At 64.9% G+C, this 20,872-nt stretch carries 17 protein-coding genes and 2 pseudogenes; 10 read left to right on the top strand and 9 right to left on the bottom strand.

Going from position 1 to position 20,872, the window contains the following annotated elements:
- Positions 1-37 precede the first annotated feature (37 nt).
- The 3 genes from EN818_RS29840 to EN818_RS29830 all read right to left on the bottom strand — a co-directional run bounded on the left by EN818_RS29840 (position 38) and on the right by EN818_RS29830 (position 2,022).
- Positions 38-895, bottom strand: a complete 858-nt coding sequence (locus tag EN818_RS29840) for a S49 family peptidase (protein WP_135906169.1) — start codon at positions 893-895, stop codon at positions 38-40.
- Between the two features lie 108 nt (positions 896-1,003).
- Positions 1,004-1,798, bottom strand: coding sequence for a methyltransferase (locus tag EN818_RS29835; RefSeq protein ID WP_189523874.1), 795 nt, complete (start codon positions 1,796-1,798; stop codon positions 1,004-1,006).
- Positions 1,798-2,022, bottom strand: coding sequence for a DUF2007 domain-containing protein (locus EN818_RS29830; RefSeq protein WP_135906167.1), 225 nt, complete (start codon positions 2,020-2,022; stop codon positions 1,798-1,800). Before EN818_RS29830 ends, EN818_RS29835 begins: the two co-directional genes overlap by 1 nt.
- A 259-nt stretch (positions 2,023-2,281) precedes the next feature.
- On the opposite strand from EN818_RS29830, the gene EN818_RS29825 reads away from it, so the two are divergent.
- A complete protein-coding gene (locus tag EN818_RS29825; protein WP_095805793.1) occupies positions 2,282-3,295 on the top strand; it encodes a polyprenyl synthetase family protein in 1,014 nt (337 codons plus the stop codon).
- Positions 3,296-3,438: 143 nt separating this feature from the next.
- A complete protein-coding gene (locus tag EN818_RS29820) occupies positions 3,439-5,214 on the top strand; it encodes a tetratricopeptide repeat protein (RefSeq protein ID WP_095805794.1) in 1,776 nt (591 codons plus the stop codon).
- Positions 5,215-5,274: 60 nt separating this feature from the next.
- Here the strand turns inward: EN818_RS29820 and EN818_RS29815 are convergent, their stop codons facing one another.
- Complete coding sequence (locus EN818_RS29815; protein ID WP_135906166.1) at positions 5,275-5,736, bottom strand: GNAT family N-acetyltransferase; 462 nt, start codon at positions 5,734-5,736, stop codon at positions 5,275-5,277.
- A 169-nt stretch (positions 5,737-5,905) separates the two neighbouring features.
- Here EN818_RS29815 and EN818_RS29810 point away from each other — a divergent pair, with 169 nt between their 5' ends.
- From EN818_RS29810 to glyS, 3 genes are all read left to right on the top strand, one after another.
- A complete protein-coding gene (locus EN818_RS29810; protein WP_245518921.1) occupies positions 5,906-6,979 on the top strand; it encodes a glycine--tRNA ligase subunit alpha in 1,074 nt (357 codons plus the stop codon).
- A 59-nt stretch (positions 6,980-7,038) separates the two neighbouring features.
- Positions 7,039-7,311, top strand: coding sequence for a hypothetical protein (locus tag EN818_RS32970; RefSeq protein ID WP_165349898.1), 273 nt, complete (start codon positions 7,039-7,041; stop codon positions 7,309-7,311).
- Between the two features lie 129 nt (positions 7,312-7,440).
- Positions 7,441-9,798 (top strand): glycine--tRNA ligase subunit beta, encoded by a 2,358-nt coding sequence (glyS, locus tag EN818_RS29800; RefSeq protein WP_135906163.1) that lies wholly within the window; start codon positions 7,441-7,443, stop codon positions 9,796-9,798.
- A gap of 68 nt (positions 9,799-9,866) precedes the next feature.
- Here the strand turns inward: glyS and EN818_RS29795 are convergent, their stop codons facing one another.
- Entirely contained in the window at positions 9,867-10,385 is a 519-nt protein-coding gene (locus tag EN818_RS29795; protein WP_135906162.1) for a hypothetical protein, read from the bottom strand.
- A 185-nt stretch (positions 10,386-10,570) separates the two neighbouring features.
- On the opposite strand from EN818_RS29795, the gene EN818_RS29790 reads away from it, so the two are divergent.
- The 3 genes from EN818_RS29790 to EN818_RS29780 all read left to right on the top strand — a co-directional run bounded on the left by EN818_RS29790 (position 10,571) and on the right by EN818_RS29780 (position 13,795).
- Positions 10,571-11,533 (top strand): L-threonylcarbamoyladenylate synthase, encoded by a 963-nt coding sequence (locus EN818_RS29790; protein WP_189523873.1) that lies wholly within the window; start codon positions 10,571-10,573, stop codon positions 11,531-11,533.
- 79 nt (positions 11,534-11,612) lie between these two features.
- Positions 11,613-13,043, top strand: coding sequence for an FAD-binding oxidoreductase (locus tag EN818_RS29785; RefSeq protein ID WP_135906160.1), 1,431 nt, complete (start codon positions 11,613-11,615; stop codon positions 13,041-13,043).
- Positions 13,044-13,228: 185 nt separating this feature from the next.
- Entirely contained in the window at positions 13,229-13,795 is a 567-nt protein-coding gene (locus EN818_RS29780) for a DUF6101 family protein (protein WP_095805534.1), read from the top strand.
- 164 nt (positions 13,796-13,959) lie between these two features.
- Here the strand turns inward: EN818_RS29780 and ubiA are convergent, their stop codons facing one another.
- Entirely contained in the window at positions 13,960-14,943 is a 984-nt protein-coding gene (ubiA, locus tag EN818_RS29775; protein ID WP_135906159.1) for a 4-hydroxybenzoate octaprenyltransferase, read from the bottom strand.
- 214 nt (positions 14,944-15,157) lie between these two features.
- Between ubiA and purD the strand changes: the two genes are divergently transcribed.
- Positions 15,158-16,438: a phosphoribosylamine--glycine ligase gene (purD, locus tag EN818_RS29770; RefSeq protein WP_135906158.1), complete on the top strand. Its 1,281-nt coding sequence runs from the start codon at positions 15,158-15,160 to the stop codon at positions 16,436-16,438.
- Positions 16,439-16,457: 19 nt separating this feature from the next.
- Here the strand turns inward: purD and EN818_RS29765 are convergent, their stop codons facing one another.
- Positions 16,458-17,834, bottom strand: a complete 1,377-nt coding sequence (locus EN818_RS29765) for an alpha-glucosidase/alpha-galactosidase (protein WP_135906157.1) — start codon at positions 17,832-17,834, stop codon at positions 16,458-16,460.
- A 34-nt stretch (positions 17,835-17,868) separates the two neighbouring features.
- Entirely contained in the window at positions 17,869-18,978 is a 1,110-nt protein-coding gene (locus EN818_RS29760; protein WP_135906181.1) for a glycoside hydrolase family 25 protein, read from the bottom strand.
- Positions 18,979-19,507: 529 nt separating this feature from the next.
- Between EN818_RS29760 and EN818_RS29755 the strand changes: the two are divergent.
- Positions 19,508-20,752, top strand: a pseudogene (locus tag EN818_RS29755) (acyl-CoA dehydrogenase family protein); the annotation flags it as partial.
- Here the strand turns inward: EN818_RS29755 and EN818_RS29750 are convergent.
- A pseudogene (locus EN818_RS29750) lies at positions 20,741-20,872 on the bottom strand (IS481 family transposase); the annotation flags it as partial. The pseudogenes EN818_RS29755 and EN818_RS29750 sit on opposite strands and share 12 nt — an antisense overlap.

The raw sequence follows: 20,872 nt of genomic DNA, 5'->3' as shown, positions 1-20,872 counted from the left end.
CGGTCAAGCGGCCATGCTAGACGGTTTCACCGCCTTTTCAAAGCCCGAAGCGCGCCCACAGCGCGCGCTCTTCCGCCGCATCGATGATGCCGGTGGCCGCGGCCGCGGCGATGTCGGGCGCTGAAAAACGCGAGCCGAACAGGCCGAAACGGCCGAAAAGCCCGCGCGGCGCGGTGATCAGCTTGAGCTGGGTCTTGTCGCCGAAGCGGGTCTTCAGCACGCCACGCATATCGCCAAGCGCATCGACGAGGCCGAGCTCCAGGCCCCGCTTGGCGGTCCAGAACAGGCCGGTGAACAGCTCGGGGTCGTCCTTGAGCTTGGTACCGCGCCGCTCTTTAACGAGGTCGATGAAGGTCTCGTGCACTTCGAGCTGCAGTGCCTTCAGCCGCTCGACGTCTTCCTTCTTCTCCGGCTTGAACGGATCGAGCACGGCCTTGTTCTGGCCGGCAGTGTGCACGCGCCGCTCGACGCCGATCTTCTTCATCAGTTCCGGGAAACCGAAGGATGCCGAGACGACGCCGATCGAGCCGACGATCGAGGACGGGTCGGCGAAGATCTCGTCGCCGGCGATCGCGATCATGTAGCCGCCGGAGGCCGCCACGTCCTCGACGAAGACCAGCACCTTCTTGTTCTTCTCGGCTGCCAAGTCACGAATGCGCTTGAAGATCAGCCGCGACTGCACCGGCGAGCCGCCGGGCGAGTTGATCGAAATGGCGACCGCCGGGGCGTCGAAGGCGAAGGCCTTCTCGATGAGGCCGGCCGTCGAGGCAAGCGACAGGCTCGGCCGCAATTGGCCGCCGCCGGGCATGATGGTGCCGTGCAGCCGGATGACGGGAATGGTGACGACTGTCGAGCGCCAGGATTTCGGCAGCAGGCGGTTGAAGAGGCGTTTCACGAAAGCTTGTCTCCGGAAGAGGTGCAAAGAGCAAGGTGAGACCTCATCCTTGCTCCCGGCATGTAGGAATTCGCGGCTGAACGGCAATGCCGCAACGCCGGCCTCTGATCAATCGCCAAACAGCGATGCCAGTCCATTGTTGATCATCTCGGTCCGCTCGGTCGGCTCGTTGCCCGACATGCCGTGCAGGATCAACGGCGGTTGGATCGAGAGCTTGCCGCGCGCGCCGAGCACCGCTCTGATGACGATGCGGATCGCCGCCCCCTCGGGTCGCGGATGAACGCAAAGCATTTCGGCGTCGCCGAAGCGGCCTTCCATGGCATCGAGGATGGTGACGAGTTGCTCGGGCCGGGCGATCACGGCCAGTCCGCCGCGCGGCTTGACGACGGCTGCAGCGCTCCTGATCCAGCGCTCGAACAGCCCGTCCTCCATGACATGCGCCTCTTTGCGCATCGTATCGGGCGTGGCGCGATCCTCCGCGCCGTTGAAGGGCGGGTTCATGATGGCGAAGTCGAAGCTGTTGTCGGCAAGCCCGGCTTGCGCCCGCGCCCGGCCGGCGAGCGTGACGTCGGCCGTAAGCACTGAGGCGCGGTCGCCGAGATGCGCGTTGCCGGGATGCGCAAGCGTGGCGGCGGCAAACGAAGCCATCTTGGCCGAGCGCTCGACCAGCACCGCACGCGCTTGCGGGCAGCGCGACAGGACGGCCAGCGCGGCAGCACCGGCGCCGGCGCCGAAATCGGCGAGCCTTCCGGAAAAGCCGGAAGGCACCGCCGCCGCCAGCATCATGGCGTCCATGCCGGCGCGATGGCCCTGCCTCGGCTGCACCAGCCAGAAGCGCCCGCGATGGAAGGCGTCGACCGTATGGGCCGGCGTGTCCGGGGAAAGGGCGCTCGATGCTGCCATTATTTCTGGCGGATTTCGTTCTCGATGCCGGCATCCTTCAGGATGCGCCGCGCTGCGTCGGCCCTATCGGCGTCGACCATGATGCGCCGCGGCAGGATGCCGATCGAGCCGTCGAGCACGCTCATGTTCTGGTCGGCGACGAAGCAGGCGATGCCGGCGTCCCGCATCAGCGATTCGATGAAGGAGATGAGGAAGGCATCGTTGGTTCGGACAAGTTCAATCATCGAATGAAAATCGCAGGTTGCGGCGTCCATGTAAACGTGCGGGCAGACCGGTGCCACAGCAATTCGAGGAAAAGCGGGCAACGATTCTCCGTCGGCAATTGTGCGAAATCAAACAGTTGGAGCAGTTCGCCTGTCTATCAACCGCTGCACTGCTCCGGCCAGCCGCGCCAATTCGCCTCTTGCCGTATCCGTGGCTGCCGCCCTAGAGTCACAATGGGACAAGTGGCGACGTGCGCGTGAATTGCCGGGAGTGATCGTGGTGGGTGTCGTTCTCAACATCGAAGGCAAGCGGGAACCCGCTTCCATCAAGGATCTCATCGATCTCACGGCAGCCGACATGGGGCGCGTCAACGAGCTGATCCTGTCGAAGGCCGGCTCCGACGTCGAGATGATTCCGGAAGTCGCGAACCACCTGATTTCTTCCGGAGGCAAGCGGCTGCGGCCGATGCTGACGCTCGCGGCTGCCCAGATGTTCGGTTATTCCGGCGAGGGCCACGTCAAGCTCGCCACCTCGGTCGAATTCATGCACACCGCGACGCTGCTCCACGACGACGTCGTCGACGAGAGCGCGCTGCGCCGCGGCAAGAAGACGGCGCGCATGATCTGGGGCAATCAGGCGAGCGTGCTGGTCGGCGATTTCCTGCTCGGCCAGGCCTTCCGCATGATGGTCGAGGTCGGCTCGCTCGAAGCCCTCGACATTTTGTCGAGCGCGGCCTCCATCATCGCCGAAGGCGAGGTGATGCAACTGGCCGCCGCCAAGAACCTGGAAACCACCGAGGACGAGCATTTTGCGGTCATCAAGGCCAAGACCGCCGCCCTGTTCTCGGCGGCTGCCGAGGTGGGCCCGGTGATCGCGCTGGCCTCCCGCAACGACCGCGCAGCGCTGCGCTCCTACGGGATGAATCTCGGCCTTGCCTTCCAACTCATCGACGATGCGCTGGACTATGGCGGCTCCAGCAAGGAGCTCGGCAAGAATGTCGGCGACGACTTCCGCGAGGGCAAGGTGACGCTGCCGGTGATCCTTGCCTATCGGCGCGGCACCAAGGCCGAGCGCACCTTCTGGAAGCGCGCCATCGAGGACAATGTCACCGACGATGCCGGGCTCGAAAAGGCAATCGGCCTGATGACCCGTCACGGCGCCATCGCCGACACGATCGGCCGCGCCCGCCACTTCGGCGAGATCGCCCGCGACGCGCTGGCGCCGCTGGAGGCAACGCCGCAGAAGGCGGCACTGATCGACGTTATCGATTTCTGCATCAGCCGGGTCAATTGAGCCTCCATTAAAGCGCTGAACCGATTGTGAAATTGCGCCGGCATTGAAGCCCGACCGCAAAAAGGCCATGCTTTGTCCGGAAAAACTCGAGTCTGTCGGCGGTCCGCCAAGGGGCAGGACTGCGTGTGGCTGAAAGGGATACGATGCGGCAAGGACGTGCGCGCTGGCTGACGAGGCTGGCATTTTTGACGGGTGTGGCGCTTTCGGTGCTGCCGGCCCAGGCCAAGCAGACCGCCCAACCGGTCCAGATCACGTCTTTCTCAGGCGCGTATCTCGCCGCCCACATCGCCGAAAGCGACAACGATCTCGACAACGCCATCGCCTATTACAAGCAGGCGCTGGCTTTTGCTCCCAGTGACACGGAACTGCAGCAGAGCCTGATGTTGGCGCTGATCGCGCAAGGCCGCTTCGAGGAATCCCTGGTCTATGCCGACAAGCTCAAGGAGGTGCCCGATGTCGAGCGCTTCTCGCGCATGGCGCTCGCCGTCGATTCCTTTCACAAGAAGGATTTTGCCAAGGCCCAATACTGGCTGAAGCTGGCGGTCGAATCCGACCTCGACCGGCTGCTCTCCGGCGTCATGGACGGCTGGGCCAAGCAAGGTGCGGGCGACGCCTCGGAGGCGATGGCATCCATCGACAAGCTCAAAGGGCCGGACTGGTTCGGCCTGTTCAAGTCCTTCCATCGCGCCCTGATCGCCGACATTTCGGGCCAATCCGCGAAGGCCGACGAGATCTATGCCGCGACCCTGGCCGACACCGCCGCCGGCGGTTCCGCGCCCGAAACCTGGATGCGCAATGCCCAGGCCTATGCCTCCTTCCTCGCCCGCAAGGGCGACAAGGCAAAGGCGCTTTCGGTGCTCGACCAGGCCGAAGCCTTTGCACCCGGCAAGCTTGAGATCACGGTGCTGCGCGACCGGATCAACAAGGGCGACAAGATCGAGCCGCTGGTCGCCGGTCCGTCGGATGGCGCATCGGAGATCCTGCTTGACCTTGCCACCGCGCTGAACCGGGGCGGCGGCGAGCCTTTCGTGCGGCTCTACCTGCAATTCGCGCTGGCGCTCAAGCCCGACAGCGATGCCGCCCTGGTGCAGCTCGCCGCCGTCGCCGAGCAGCTGAAGGACGGCGAGAGTGCAATCGCGCTCTACAGCCGCATTCCCGCGTCCTCTCCGCTTAAGGAGGTGTCGGACCTGCAGCTCGGCCTCAACCTCGCCGATCTCGACCGGCATGAAGAGGCGATCGCCCATCTCAAGGCGTTCCTTGACAAGCATCCGCAGGACATGCGCGCCTATCTGGCGCTCGGCGGCGTCTATGCCTCGAAGGAGGATTACCGCTCGGCCGCCAATCTCTATGACAAGGCCGCCGAGGCACTGAAGACGCCGACCGCCGCCAATTGGAATATCTTCTACCAGCGCGGCATCGCCTATGAGCGGCTGAAGGAATGGCCGAAGGCGGAGCCGAATTTCCGCAAAGCGCTGGAACTGCAGCCCGACCAGCCCCAGGTGCTGAACTATCTCGGCTATTCCTGGGTCGACATGAACATGAACCTCAAGGAAGGGCTGGCGATGATCCAGAAGGCCGCGGATCTGCGGCCGAGTGACGGCTACATCGTCGATTCGCTGGGTTGGGCTTATTTCCGCCTCGGCCGCTTCGACGATGCCGTGCGCGAGATGGAACGGGCCGTGTCGCTGAAGCCGGAAGATCCCGTCCTCAACGACCATCTCGGCGATGCCTACTGGCGTGTCGGCCGCAAGCTGGAGGCCACTTATCAGTGGGCCCAGGCGCGCGATCTCAAGCCCGATCCGGATGTGCTCGCGACTTTGCAGCAGAAGCTGCTCAACGGCCTGCCCCCGATCGAGTCCAACACCGCGCAGGAAACACCGAAGGTCAAGCCGGTGCCGCCTCCGGCGCCAAAAGGCTGAGGCCTTTTCAATTAAGTTTTTGCGGGGCCTTCTGGCCCCGCAGTTTCTTCAGCGGCTCCTTCAGAACAGCTTTCGGTAGACGATGAAGCCCGAGCGTTCCCCGATCCTGTCATAGAGTTGCATCGCGGTCTGGTTGGTTTCGTGCGTCTGCCAGTACACGCGGTTTGCGCCAGCGGCTCGGGCGCGCTCGTACACGCTTTCGATCAGTGCCCTGCCGACGCCTTGGCCCCGCGCCGTCCGCGATGTGAAAAGATCCTGCAGGTAGCAGCTCGGCGCGATCGCAGTGGTCGAGCGATGGTAGAGATAGTGGACGAGGCCGAGAAGCACGCCGTCGCGCTCGGCCACGAGCGCGTGGACGGGCTCATAGGCATCGAAGAAGCGTGACCAGGTCATTTGCGTGATTTCGCCGGCAAGCGCCGTCTCGCCCGTGCGGCCGTAGAAGGCGTTGTAGCCATTCCATAGCGGCAGCCACTGTTCATAGTCCTGCCGGACAACGGGGCGGACGGTAAGTTGGCTGGACATGGCGAAACCTCTATCGTGCGGCTCGCGCGAGCAAACGGCCAGCGTGGGCGCCCGGCAATGGGCCAGCCGCCGGCAAAGCGTTCTCCGCGATGCGACGCAGGGCGCTGCCTTGACGCTCGCCGGCCCGGCAACTAGGGAAAGGCCCAATCCTGCGCTTTCCGAGGCCGCCGTGACCGTCGACATTCCAGCCCACATGCATCCCAGCCGCTCCTTCCAGGGGCTGATCCTGACCTTGCACAATTACTGGGCGGCCTATGGCTGCGTCATCCTGCAGCCTTACGACATGGAAGTCGGCGCCGGCACCTTCCATCCGGCTACCACCTTGCGCGCGCTCGGTCCGCGACGCTGGAACGCGGCCTATGTGCAGCCCTCGCGCCGGCCGAAGGACGGCCGCTATGGCGAGAACCCGAACCGCCTCCAGCACTACTATCAATATCAGGTGATCCTGAAACCGAACCCGCCCAACCTGCAGGAACTCTATCTCGGCTCGCTCGCGGCGATCGGCGTCGATCCGCTGCTGCACGACATCCGCTTCGTCGAGGACGACTGGGAGAGCCCCACGCTGGGTGCCTGGGGGCTTGGATGGGAGTGCTGGTGCGACGGCATGGAAGTCTCGCAGTTCACCTATTTCCAGCAGGTCTGCGGCATCGAATGCGCGCCGGTCGCGGGGGAACTCACCTACGGGCTCGAGCGGCTCGCCATGTATGTGCAGGGCGTAGACAATGTCTACGACTTGAACTTCAACGGCCGCGAGGGCGATGAGAAGGTCACCTATGGCGATGTCTTCCTGCAGGCCGAGCAGGAATATTCGCGCCACAATTTCGAATTCGCCAACACGGCGATGCTGCTTCGGCATTTCGAAGATGCCGAGGCCGAGTGCAAGGCGCTGCTTGCCGCCGGCGCGCCAATCTCCCCCTCTGAGGGGGAGATGTCGGCGAAGCCGACAGAGGGAGGCCTCGCGGAAGCCACTGCCGGCAGGGCGTCGAGCGCGGCGCGGGTGACCCCTCCTGGCCAGACTTCGTCCGGCCATCCTCCCCTCAGGGGAGAAGGGCATCGGATGGTCTTTCCCGCCTACGACCAGTGCATCAAGGCAAGCCATGTCTTCAACCTGCTGGACGCGCGTGGCGTGATCTCCGTCACCGAGCGCCAGAGCTACATCCTGCGCGTTCGCAACCTGGCCAAGGCCTGCGGTGAGGCGTTCCTGAAGACGCAGGCGGGTGGGCTGGCGGCTTGGAACGGTTGAGCTTTTAACGGAATCGCTGACCCGACCTAAGTATCGACACCGCTCTTGCGATTTCAACGGTGGTCGCGATTGCGCTTTGGCTGACCGCGCCGTCCATCGTCCGCATGGCCTGCCTGATCCCCGGCATCGTGATTGCGCCATGCATCTGCGCGGCAAAGCAGGCGCTGAGCGCCAGGATCTGCAGGGTTCTCGATGCCTTCGTCATCGTCGTTCAGCCAATAGGTCTCCGCCTGAGCGTTGGTCGCTTCAGCGCCGCGTTCGGTTCATGGGATTTCTGCTTCTTAGGACGGGTGGGTCGGCTCGGTCCCGACAAAGACCTGATAATTTCCTGAAATAGCTCCGATTTGCGATCGGCAGGCAGGGTGACAGCGGCCAGCCGAGTTGCTATTTCCCGCGCATTCACGATCCACCGGCGCCGCGCGCCGACCCTCCCCATCGAGGGGAGGGTAGGGAGCCAACCAATGCCCGACTTGCTTCTCGAACTTCGCTCCGAGGAAATACCCGCCCGCATGCAGCGCAAGGCGGCTGGCGATCTTCGCAAGCTGCTGACCGACGGGCTGGTCGAGGCCGGTCTGACCTATGAGGCGGCGCGCGAATACTGGACGCCGCGGCGCCTGGCGCTCGACATCCGCGGACTGACCGCGCGCTCGAAAGACATCCGCGAGGAGATCAAGGGCCCCTCGACGACGGCGCCGGAGCAGGCGGTGCAAGGCTTCCTGCGCAAGGCCGGCCTTGCCTCGCTCGCCGAGGCGCACGTCCACTCCGATCCCAAGAAGGGCGATTTCTACGTCGCCCACATCTCGAAACCGGGCAGGGCGGCCGATGAAATCATCGCCGAGCTGGTGCCGGGCATCATCAAGAACTTCCCCTGGCCGAAATCAATGCGCTGGGGGCCAGCCTCGGCCAAGCCCGGCTCGCTGCGCTGGGTGCGGCCGCTGCAGTCGATCGTCTGCACCTTCGGCCCCGAGACCGAGGAGCCGGTGGTGGTCGACTTCGAGGTCGACGGCATTCGTTCCGGCAACGTCACCTACGGCCACCGCTTCCATGCGCCCGGCGCAATCACCGTGCGCCGTTTCGACGACTATGTGATGAAGCTCGAGGCCGCCAAGGTCGTGCTCGATGCCGATCGCCGCAAGGAGATCATCCTGGCGGACGCCCGCAACATCGCCTTCGCCAATGGCCTCGATCTCGTCGAGGACGAAGGCCTGCTGGAAGAGGTCTCCGGCCTGGTCGAATGGCCGGTCGTGCTGATGGGAGAATTCGAACAGGACTTTCTCACCATCCCGGCCGAGGTCATCCGCCTCACCATCCGCGCCAACCAGAAATGCTTCGTCACCCGGCCGCAAGGCGAGGTGGAAGACCTTTCAAGCCGCTTCATCCTGACCGCCAACATCGAGGCGGCGGACGGCGGCCGGGAGATCGCGCGCGGCAATGGCAAGGTGGTGCGCGCGCGCCTCTCCGACGCGCTTTATTTCTGGAAGACCGACCAGGGCGACCTGCCGGACCTTGCCGCACTCGAGGCATCCGCAAAGAAGTTCGGGCTGGATCTGGAGAAGCCGCTCGACCAGCGCATGGCGCGCCTCGATCATCTCAACGTCACCTTCCATGCCAAGCTCGGCACGCAGGGCGCGCGCGTGGAGCGCATCAAGTGGCTTGCCGAGGAACTCGCGCCGGTCGTGGCGAAGTCGATCTCCCCCCTTGAGGGGGAGATGGCCGGCAGGCCAGAGGGGGTCGCTTCGGCTGGCTCGACCTATTCTGGCCCTTTGAAAAAGGAGGAAGCTGGCGCTCCACGCGAGGCGACCCCCTCTGTCGCCTTCGGCGACATCTCCCCCTCGAGGGGGGAGATTACTGCGCTCGTCGCCCGCGCCGCGGTGCTGGCCAAGGCCGACCTGCAGACCGAGGTGGTCGGCGAATTTCCGGAACTGCAGGGCGCCATGGGTCGCAAATATGCACTGCTGCAGGGGGAGCATCCGTCCGTCGCCGCAGCGGCGGAAGAGCACTATAAGCCGCAAGGCCCGTCCGATCGGGTGCCGACCGATCCGGTGTCGGTTGCCGTCGCGCTGGCCGACAAGCTCGACACGTTGTCTGGCTTCTGGGCCATCGACGAGAAGCCGACCGGCAGCAAGGATCCGTTCGCCTTGCGCAGAGCGGCGCTTGGTGTGGTCAGGATTCTCATCGAGAACCGCATTCGCGTATCTCTGACTTCCATCTTCGGGAGGGCTTTTGCAAACTTCCCCGCCGGCGACGCGCAAGTTTCGGACCTGCTCGGCTTCTTCCATGACCGCCTGAAAGTCTATCTCCGCGAGCAGGGTGCACGATATGATCTGATTGATGCGGTGTTGTCGGCGGGCTCGCGCCCAATCTCCCCCGTAGTGGGGGAGATTAGCCAATCGCCGAACGACGACCTCCTGCAGATCGTGCGCCGCGTCGAGGCGCTCGGCTCCTTTCTCGACACCGAGGATGGCAGGAACCTGCTCGCCGGCACCAAGCGCGCGGCCAACATCCTGGCTGCCGAGGAGAAGAAGAAGACGCTGGTCGCCGAGGCTGTTGAGCCGGCTCTGTTCCGGGAAGACGCCGAAAAATCCCTGTTTGCAGCGGTGAATCAAGCCGAGAAGGAAGCCGGCCAAGCGATTCAAAACGAAGATTTTTCCGCCGCCATGCTGGCGCTTAGCGCGCTGCGTGAGCCCGTTGATTCATTCTTTGAACGCGTTCTCGTGAATGATGAGGATCAGACCGTGCGCGCCAACCGCCTGGCGCTGCTCGCCCGCATCCGCGCCGCCACCGACCAGGTCGCCGACTTCTCGAAAATCGTCGGCTGACGCTGCTCGCAGAGTAACAAGCGCCGGTTCGATGGACGTCTGGCCGTTGGCCGGCGTCGCCGGACAGCCTACATCGCCTTGCCGTTGGCCGGCAGTTTCGGAGGTTTCTGCGGTGTCGCCTGCGGCTGCTGCTGCGCGCCGTCGCTCGCGGTCTTGTCGGCCGCCGTCGCCCTGCTGTCGCTGTTGGGTGCCGCGGCCGCGGTTCCGTTGGAAGGCGTTGCCGGCGTGCTGCCGTCGGCAGGTTCGGTTGCGGGCGCATCGGTTTTTGCCGACGTGGCGGGCGCGGGCGTGGCAAAGGCGCCGCCGATGACGCCGCCGCGAATGATCATCGGGGCCGGCGTGCCGTGCCTCGGCTTTGCGGGGATCGCCGCGACCTTCTCGTTGCTCACCGCCTGCGCGGCATCGCCGAGCGCCACGACGGACGGCGTCACCGCGGACGATAGCTTGCCCGGCTCGAGCGCTTCCAACCGAATGATGGAGGGCGTCGAAGTCGAGGCTTCGAGCCGGATGATGGACGAGGCTTGCGCCCCGCCCATCATGGTCACCAGGCCGGCACCAACCACCCCCAGGATACGCGCTGACACCATGACCAACCCAGCCCGCAACGACGGAAACCCAATCCAACAACAGCAAACCAACTGTAACGCCGGTGCGTTGATGCCGGCTTGCACGGAAAGATAGCATTTTAGGAATTGATAATTCGCCAACGCCCGCCCTTGCCCCATATTCCTCGCCGTATTACGGGACCGGCATGTTCACGATTGGTGGCGAATTGGCTGAGATAGTTGACGTTGGCCAGGCGATGGAGCAAGCGCTGGCGCTGCTGGAAGGCGGCGACGTCGTCGCCATCCCGACCGAGACCGTCTATGGGCTGGCGGGCGACGCCACCAGTGGCGTTGGCGTGGCGCGCATTTTCGAAGCCAAGGGCCGTCCGCGCTTCAATCCGCTGATCGCCCATGTCGCCGATCTCGCCATGGCAACCCGCATCGCGGTCTTCGACCCGCTGTCGACGAGGCTGGCTGAGGCATTCTGGCCCGGACCGCTGACGCTGGTGCTGCCGCAACGCTCGGAAAACGGGATCCATCCGCTGGCCACGGCGGGGCTGGACACGATTGCCCTGCGCAGGCCGAGGGGCTTTGGCGGCGAGCTGATCGCGAGGCTCGGCCGGCCGCTCGCTGCCCCCAGCGCCAATTCCTCCGGCCGGATCAGCGCCACCACGGCGCAAGCCGTCGCTGCCGATCTGGGCGAGAAGATCAAGCTGGTGGTCGATGGCGGCGCCACGCCGGTGGGGCTGGAATCGACGATCGTCAAAGTGGAGGACGGCACGGTGCGGCTGTTGCGGCCCGGCGGCATTGCCGCCGAGGAGATCGAAGCCATTGCCGGCGCGAAACTGCTACGCGGCGCCGTCGGCATCGAGGCGCCGGGCATGCTCGCCTCGCACTACGCGCCGGGTGCATCGGTGCGGCTCAACGTGCAGCAGATCGCCGGCGGCGAAGCGCTGCTCGCCTTCGGCGCCACCCGCGCCGAAGGCTGGCAGCAGGCCGTGGCGGTGCGCAATCTTTCCGAGGCTGGCGACCTGCGCGAGGCGGCGACCAATCTGTTCGCCCATATGCAGGCGCTCGACAGCAGTGGCGCCGCGGCCATCGCCGTCGAGCCGATCCCGTTCGAGGGGCTAGGCGAGGCGATCAACGACCGATTGTCGCGCGCCGCCGCCCCGCGTGACAAGACAGGCTGAGCCTATCTCTTTGATTTGACGCAATTACGGACGGAAACCGCTTCACACTTTTCCTGGAATTGCTCTAGGTTCATGCCTCATGAACGACCAGCCTTCCGATCTCGACCCCAGCCTTGTCGCTCGCTTCGCCGCCATTGTCGGCGACCAATACGCCTTGCGCGACCAGGCCGACATCGCGCCCTACATCACGGAACGCCGCGGCCTCTGGCATGGCAGGACGTCGCTGGTGCTGAGGCCCGGCAGCGTCGATGAAGTGAGCCGCATCATGCGCCTGGCGAGCGAGACCAGAACACCGGTCGTGCCGCAGAGCGGCAACACCGGGCTGGTGGGCGCCCAGGTGCCGGACAAGTCCGGCCGCGAGATCGTCCTGTCGCTGTCGAGGCTGAACCGCATCCGCGAGATCGATGTTCTGTCGAACACCATCACCGCCGAGGCCGGCGTCATCCTGCAGACGCTGCAGGAGGCGGCCGATGCCGCCGGGCGGCTGTTTCCGCTCTCGCTTGCCGCGCAGGGCTCCTGCCAGGTGGGCGGCAATCTTTCTTCCAATGCCGGCGGCACCGGCGTGCTTGCCTATGGCAATGCGCGCGAGCTCTGCCTCGGCGTCGAGGTGGTGCTGCCGACCGGCGAGGTGTTCGACGATCTGCGCAAGCTGAAGAAGGACAACACCGGCTACGATTTGAAGAATCTGTTCGTCGGCGCCGAAGGCACGCTCGGCGTCATCACCGCCGCGGTGCTGAAACTCTTCCCCAAGCCGAAGGGCAGGGAGGTGGCCTTTGCCGGCCTGGCCTCGCCGCGCGCGGCGCTCTCGCTCTTTACCCTGGCGTCGGATCGTGCCGGCGCCTCGCTCACCGCCTTCGAGCTGATCGGCAAGCGGCCCTACGATTACACGCTGCGGCACGCGCCGGCCGTGACCCGTCTGCTGGCCGATGACTGGCCATGGTATGTGCTGATGCAGGTCTCTTCAGGCCGCTCGGAAGAGGATGGCAGGGCGCTGATCGAGGAGGTGCTGTCGGCAGGCCTGGAGCAAGGCATCGTCGGCGACGCGGTGATCGCGGCAAGCCTCGCCCAGGGCGATGCCTTGTGGAATTTCCGCGAGGTGCTGCCCGAGTGCCAGAAGCCGGAAGGCGCCTCGATCAAGCATGATATTTCGGTGCCGATCGCCTCGATTCCCGACTTCATCGAAAAGGCGGCGGGCGCCGTCGCCTCGGTCAGTCCCGATGCGCGCGTCGTCTGCTTCGGTCACATGGGGGACGGCAATCTTCATTATAACATCTCTCGTCCCGAGGGCGGCGATGATGAAGCCTTCCTCGGCCTCTACCACACCATGAACCAGGCGGTGCATGACGTGGTGCGCTCCTTCCACGGCTCGATCTCGGCCGAGCATGGCATTGGCCAGCTGAAGCGCGACGAACTGATCGCCACGGCCCCGCCGATGGCGATCGACCTGATGCGCCGGGTGAAGGCGGCCTTCGATCCGGCCGGCATCATGAATCCCGGTAAGGTTATCTGATCCTTCCAACAGTTGGTGGTTGGTCGCATTCCGATAACCATCCCTTAGATCAGCAAAATTTAACCGACTTTCTTAAGCGCGCCGGTAAGGAGCCAGCGCTAATGTTTCTCCTCAGAACGAAGGCCGGAAAAACCGGCCCGGAGAGAACCGGAAAACGGCCCTCAGGAGAAACAGGAAGGCATTCGATGAACACCGGGCTGAAGCCAGTCTGGGCCGGGCGCAACATGCGTCTCGACCCGTTTCGCCTGCCGCAGATGGTGAGCTATGCCACGCGCGACGACTATGGTGATGTTACCTTCACCATCGACCAGCGTGGCGCCATCATCCGCCGTACGCTGGAGATGAGCGGCGTGCCGGCGATCATCGCGCTGCCCGCCAAGGCGTTCCGCGGCGTCGCCGCCCGCGCCATGGAAGATCCGGACGGCAATGTCACCGTGACGCTGGAACTCCTGCACAACGATCCGATGCTGTCGGTGCCGCTGCTGGTCGCCGACGATCTCGATGACGTCGCCGCCGACTGGCGCGCCTGGGCCGAGGCCTATCGTCTGCCGATGCTCCTGATCGAGGCCGACGGCATTGCCCGCACACTGGAAGAATCGCTTGGCGCCGCCATCAAGACGCTGCCCCCGCAGGAACGCCGCAAGGGCCGCATCTCCACCACGCGCCGCCCGCGTTTCCTCGCCCGCCGCAAGGCCGGCAGTCTCGGCCTGAGGCTTGTCGTCGATGGCCAGGAGATCATCGCGCGCCAGTAGTGCGATTCCCCTTTCTCCCCTTGTTCGTGGGAGAAGGTGTCGCCGAAAGCGACGGATGAGAGGTGATCAGCTTGGCAAGGACGGCGATCCGTCCAACACCTCTCAATCGTCTCCGCGCTGCGCGCCGATCCACCTTCTCCCACAAAGGGAGAAGGAAAGTCCCGCTACACCAGCGGCTTCAGCGCCACCCACAGCGCCCCGCCGATCAGGCCCAGAAAGATCAGCCAGCCGACCTGGTTGTTAGACTTGAACAGCCTGAGGCACTGATCCGGATTGTTGATGTCGAGCCGGATGATCTGGCGCGCCATATGCGCGCCGGCGGCGATCAGTCCGGCCAGCGCCGGCATCGGAACCTGCGCCGAAGCGAAGGCGATGGCGAAGCAGGCGAGCGCGCCGCCATAGAGCCCGACCAGCCAGGCCTTGGTGTTGTCGCCGAACAGGCGGGCCGTCGAGCGCACGCCGACGATGGCGTCGTCCTCCTTGTCCTGATGCGCGTAGATCGTGTCGTAGCCGATCACCCACAGGATCGACCCGATATAGAGCATGATGGCGGGGCCATCGAGATCGCCGAACTCGACCGCCCAGCCCATCAGCGCGCCCCACGAGAAGGCCAGCCCGAGCACGAATTGCGGCCAGTTGGTGATTCGCTTCATGAATGGATAGACGGCGACGATGGCGAGCGAGGCGATGCCGAGCGGGATGGCGAAGCTGTTGAACTGCAGCAGCACCACGAGCCCGACCAGCGCCTGGACGACCAGGAAGATCCACGCCTGGCGGCGCGTCACCTTGCCGGCGGGCAGCGGCCGCGAGCGGGTGCGCTCCACCTGGTTGTCGATGTCCTCGTCGGCCAGGTCGTTATAGGTGCAGCCGGCGCCGCGCATGGCGATCGCGCCGACCAGGAACAGCAGCAGGTACCAGGGCGCCGGCAGCAGCGTCAGCAGCGGATCGGACGGGCGCGGATAAGCGCTTGCCGCAAGCGCTGCCGACCACCAGCAGGGCCACAACAGCAGTTGCCAGCCGATCGGCCTGTCCCAGCGCGCGAGCTGTGCATAGGGCCAGAGCCGGCGCGGCAGCGCCCGGTACACCCAATGGCCGCTCGGAGCGTCAGCAACGCGGCCCTGGGATGCTTTGGACTGGATGGTTTCCATCGTGCTGGAGTGGCAGCAGTGCCGAACGCCGTCAAGCAGGCGCGTTGTCGCTCGCGCAGTGAAAACATCGTGAGGCGGCGAGGCCTGCGCTGTCTGGACGCCAGCCGGCGCGCTATTGTTGTCGTGTGCAACCGCGGCCAAATTGCCAACACGCCTTGACCCGTCGCGCTTGGACCAATAGCGGGTTCAGGGTGACGATCAGCAAGAGGTGGCCATGAACGTTCTTCTTCTCGGCTCCGGCGGCCGCGAACACGCGCTTGCCTGGAAGATCGCCGCCTCGCCGCTCTTGACCAGGCTCTATGCCTCGCCGGGCAACCCCGGCATCGCCCGCCTTGCCGAACTGGTGAAGCTCGACGTCGCCGACCATTCCGCTGTCGCCGCCTTCTGCCGGGAGAAGCAGATCGACCTCGTCGTGGTCGGTCCGGAAGGCCCGCTGGTGGCCGGCATCGCCGATGACCTGCGCGCCTGGGGCATCCGCGTCTTCGGACCGTCCAAGGCCGCGGCGCGGCTCGAAGGCTCGAAGGGCTTCACCAAGGACCTTTGCGCGAAGTTCAACATTCCCACCGCCGCATATGGTCGCTTCGGCGACCTCGCTTCGGCCAAGGCCTATGTGGAGAATACGGGCGCACCGATCGTCATCAAGGCCGACGGCCTCGCCGCCGGCAAGGGCGTCACGGTGGCCATGACGCTGCCCGAAGCGATTGCTGCGCTCGAGGCCTGTTTCGACGGCTCGTTTGGCGCCGCCGGGGCCGAGGTCGTGGTCGAGGAATATCTGCGCGGCGAGGAGGCGAGCTTCTTCTGCTTGTGCGACGGCGCCACCGCGCTGCCCTTCGGCACCGCGCAGGATCACAAGCGCGTCGGCGACGGCGATGTCGGCCCGAACACCGGCGGCATGGGCGCCTATTCCCCGGCGCCGGTGATGGCGCCCGAAATGACCGAGCGCACCATGCGCGAGATCATCGAGCCGACCATGCGCGGCATGGCCAATCTCGGCTCGCCTTTCGCCGGCATCCTCTTTGCCGGGCTGATGATCACCGACCAGGGGCCGAAGCTGATTGAATACAACACGCGCTTCGGCGATCCCGAATGCCAGGTGCTGATGATGCGGCTGAAGGACGACCTGCTGGTGCTGCTCAACGCCGCCGTCGACGGCCAGCTCTCGCATATGTCGGTCCGCTGGAGCGACGACGCGGCCCTGACCGTGGTGATGGCGGCGAGGGGCTATCCCGGCACGCCGGAAAAGGGCTCGGTCATCCGCGGTCTCGACGTGGCCGCCAGCGAGGGCACCGAGATCTTCCATGCCGGCACGGCCATCAATGGCGGCGCGCTGGTCGCCAATGGCGGCCGCGTGCTCAACGTCGCCGCGACCGGCGCGACGGTTGGTGAGGCGCAGAAAAAGGCCTACGCGGCTGTTGATCTTATCGACTGGCCGCAGGGCTTCTGCCGCCGCGACATCGGCTGGCGCGCCGTCGAGCGCGAACAGGCTGGCGCCTGATCCTGCCAACCCGTTCCGGTCAAGCGGCCCGGGTCTTGCGACTGTCGCCGTTGCGCACCCACTCCGGCAGCCAGTCGCCATGAGCGACGATGAGGTCGTCGATCAGTGACCAGATCTGGTCGAGGTCGAGCTCGGCCGCCGTGTGCGGGTCCATCATCGCCGCGTGGTAGATGTGTTCGCGGTTCTCGCTCATCAGCGCCCGCACCGTAAGCTCCTGCACGTTGATGTTGGTGCGGATCAGCGCGGTGAGCTGCGGCGGCAGGTTGCCGATATAGGTCGGCTGGATACCCGAGGCATCGACCAGGCAGGGGACTTCCGCGGCGCAGTCGAAGGGCAGCGAGGTGATGCAGCCATTGTTGCGGACATTGCCGTAGATCACCGACGGCTCGCCGGTCCAGACCGAGTTCATGATCGAGGAGGCATATTCCTTCGACTGCGTCACCGCGATCCGGTCGGCCGAACGATAGGCTTCCGCCTGGCCTTTCCAGCGCTCGATCTGCTCGACGCAGCGTTTCGGATATTCGTCGAGCGGGATGCCATATTTCTCGATCAGGTCGGGGCGCCCGTCCTTGATGAAATAGGGCGTATATTCGGCGAAATGCTCCGAGCTTTCGGTGACGAAATAGCCGAGCCGGGTCAGCATCTCGTAGCGCACCTTGTTCGGGCAGCGCGGGTTCCAGCCGGGCTTCGGCGCGCGGCCTTCGCGATAGGCGCGGACCAGATCGGGATAGAGGTCGCGGTAGGAGCCATCGGGCTGGCGATGCTCGAACTCGAGATAGAAAGCCATGTGGTTGATGCCGGCCGAGCGGTAGCGGATTTCCTCGTAGGGCAGGTCCAGGTCGTGCGCCAGTTCCATTGCCGTGCCCTGCACGGAATGGCAGAGGCCGACCTGTTTTATGGCAGGGTATTTCTCTGATATCGCCCAGGTGTTGATCGCCATCGGGTTGACATATTGCAGCATGATCGCGCCGGGGCAGACGGCGAGCATGTCCTCGCAGATCTTCCACAGATGCGGCACCGTCCTTAAGCCGCGCATGATGCCGCCGACGCCCAGCGTGTCGGCGATCGTCTGCCGCAGGCCGTATTTCTTCGGCACTTCGAAGTCGGTGACGGTGCACGGCTCGTAGCCGCCGATCTGGAAGGCGACGACGACGAAGTCGGCGCCGGCCAGCGCCTTGCGCTGATCGCAATAGGTCTCGGCCTTGGCCTCCACCCCGAGCGTCGCGATCAGCTTGCTGACGACGGTGGCGCTCTCTTCCAGCCGCTGCGGATCGATGTCCATCAGCGCGATGGTCGCGCCTGACAGCGCCGGCCGCTGCAGCACGTCGCCGACGATGTTCTTCATGAACACCGTCGAGCCGGCGCCGATGAAGGTGATCCTGGGATTTCTTGCCACGCTAGCCTCCGGCACATGCCAATTGAGCTTGCCCTCAGCGCTTGGCGCTGTCGAGCGCCGTCGAAGCGGTGCTCACTGGATCGGCTGCGGCAAAGGCGGCATCGAGTTGTTCGGGGGAACGCTGCTCGGTTCGCTTCCAGGCGACATACTGAGGAATTCCGAAGTAGCTGCGCTGCGGCACGGTCTTGACCACGGGCATGCGGAAGCCGTCGCGGAATTTGTCCCATCGCGCGCCGAGCACCGCGACCATCTCTTCAAAGGTCGGTGGCGTCGCAACATCGGCATAGGTGATGGTGACCTTGCCGGCGAGTGCCGCTGCGCGCGAGATCGGCACCGGGATCGAGGCGAGATAGTCGGACGGAACGTCGATCAGCCCGCCGAAGGCCCATTGCTGGCGCAGCTGCTCGGCGCTCATCGGCGCGACGTTGACGTCGATATCGTTGGGCGTGCCCGGCACGCGATAGGGGCAGTGGAGGCGGCCGCAATTGGCTTGGGCCGAGAATTGCCAGAGCGCATAGCCCTGCCAGTTGCCCATCGGGAAATGCACGTCGATATCCGGCTTGTAGCGCGCATACCAGAGCGGCAGTCGCGACAGCAGCCGATAGGTATAGCGATTGTCTGCGATATACCGCGCAGTCTTGCCGTTGGTGTAGAGCACCGGGAAACGTCCCAAGCGCCTGTGCACCTGCCGCACGAATTCCTCCGCGTCTTCAAGCGACATCCACTGCGATGGATCGTTGCCTTCGAGGTCGAGGGCGATCAGGTCCTCCGGTGCGGGCTCGGCGAAGTCGACGAAGTTGTTGGCCTGCTCGACCGGGTTGCCGGGGCGGGCGAGATGATAGGCGCCCCATTTGAGGCCAAGCGCCTTGGCCACCACCTTGCGCGTCTGAAAGAGTTCGCGCGTCACCGCATGGCGCTTCCATAGCGCCTTGCAGAGCTTGAATTCAGTCTCATCGCCCGAACAGAAATACGGCGGAGGCAGCCCGTCGGAGGCCTTGTTGATGAAACCGACGATACGCTTGTCGGTGGCAAGCTGCGCCCAGTCGATGGAATTGTACTCGTAGGCGTCGATGACCAGCGCGCGGTCGTCATTCTTCCATGGCTCGGAGAAATCCGAGGCCCTTGCCGCCGTGCCCAGCACCATCGCAGCAGCGAAAAGCGCCAGGCGGCGAAGATGACGCGCCGGCTTTTTCAATCAGGGTTGTCCCCACTGACCAGAGGGTATCCTGAACCGCTATGGTTAAGGAAGTGCTTTTAGGATCCGAAGAGCTTCAGCGCCGGAGCCGCCTAGCGGCTACCGAGATTCAACGATAAGCCAGTTGTAGAATTTGGCGGCTTTGGCCGAGGCCTTCGCGTTCGTCATCCACGGGCGAGCAAGGAGCGCAGCGACGCAGTGCAGACCCGAGGATCCCTGCCGGAACTTCAAAGCGACTCTAGGGTTCAGGCTTCTGCTCCGCTGGAGCCCTCCGCGCGAGGTCACGGAATGGATGCTCGGGTCTACGCGTCCGCTTCGCTACCGCTCCGCCCGTGGATGACGAAGTCCGCTCCTGCAAAATCCGCGTGACAAAGTTTGACGTTTACGTAAAAAGAAGGAGCGGACGACCCCACAGGCGGATGGTTTCGCTGCGGCTTAGGTTCTACGATCGCCGGCTGGACGAGGAGGAGCAGCAGACATGTATCGCGCGCCGGTCGAAGACATCGCCTTCACGCTGAAGCACGTGGCGGGGCTGAAGCCTGCATTGGAGGCCGGCACCTTCGGCGATCTCGGCGAGGACCTGGTCGACGCGATCCTGGCTGAAGCCGGGCGTTTCGCCAGCGAGGAAGTCGCCCCGCTCTACAAGATTGGCGACGAGCATGGCGCGGTGCTGAAGGATGCAGCCGTCACCATGCCGCCCGGCTGGAAGGAACTCTACCGGCGCTGGATCGACGGCGGCTGGAATGCACTGTCGGGTCCGGAGGAATTCGGCGGGCAGGGCCTGCCGACCATGCTTGGCGTCGCAGCACTGGAGATGTGGAACTCGGCTGCCATGGCTTTCGGCATCGGCCCGACGCTGACCATGGGCGCGGTCGAGGCGCTCGAAAAGCACGCTTCCGAAGCGCTGAAGCAGAAATACCTCGCCAAGCTTGTCTCCGGCGAGTGGATGGGCACCATGAACCTGACCGAGCCGCAGGCCGGTTCAGATCTCGCCGCTCTGCGCAGCCGCGCCGAGCCGGCCGGCGACGGCACCTACCGCATTTTCGGCCAGAAGATATTCATCACCTATGGCGAGCACGACTTCACCGACAACATCGTGCATATGGTGCTGGCGAGGCTGCCCGAGGCACCGGCCGGCACGCGCGGCATCTCGCTGTTTTTGGTGCCGAAATTCCTGGTCAATGACGACGGCTCGCTCGGTGCCCGCAACGACGTCTTCTGTTCCGGCCTCGAACACAAGCTCGGCATCCATGCCTCGCCGACCTGCACCATGATCTATGGCGACGGCTTTCAGGGCATGACGCCCGGCGCCATCGGCTGGCTCGTCGGCGAGGAGAACAAGGGTCTCGCCTGCATGTTCACGATGATGAACAACGCGCGCCTCGCCGTCGGCATGCAGGGCGTGGCGGTGGCCGAGACGGCGACCCAGAAGGCGATCGCCTACGCCAACGAGCGGCGCCAAGGCAAGGCCGCGGATTATGCCGGTGCGGGCATGGCGCCGATCGTCCATCACGCGGACGTCCAGCGCAATCTCCTGACCATGCGGGCCCTGACCCAGATTGCGCGCGCCATCAGCTACTCCTGCGCGCACGCCATCGACCGCGCGCGCGTCGGCGAGGGCGAGGCCGGCGCCAACTGGCGCGACCGCGCCAACCTGCTGACGCCCCTGGCCAAGGCTTTTTCGACCGATGTCGGCGTTGAGGTCGCCTCGCTAGGTGTGGAGCCTCAACAGGTTGTCCTCGGTTAGAGCGAGGCGACTGATAGGTGTTTTGGACTTTAGGCTCCCGTGGGGACGGTGCCAATTGTATCTGTGCAGCCAGACCGGCAACTCTGCGGCGCGGTG

This window comes from Mesorhizobium sp. M3A.F.Ca.ET.175.01.1.1 (assembly GCF_004791945.1).
In the GTDB taxonomy this organism is placed as follows: domain Bacteria; phylum Pseudomonadota; class Alphaproteobacteria; order Rhizobiales; family Rhizobiaceae; genus Mesorhizobium.
The sequence above is the reverse complement of the archived record's forward strand: the minus strand, read 5'-3'. Positions and strand labels throughout refer to the sequence as shown.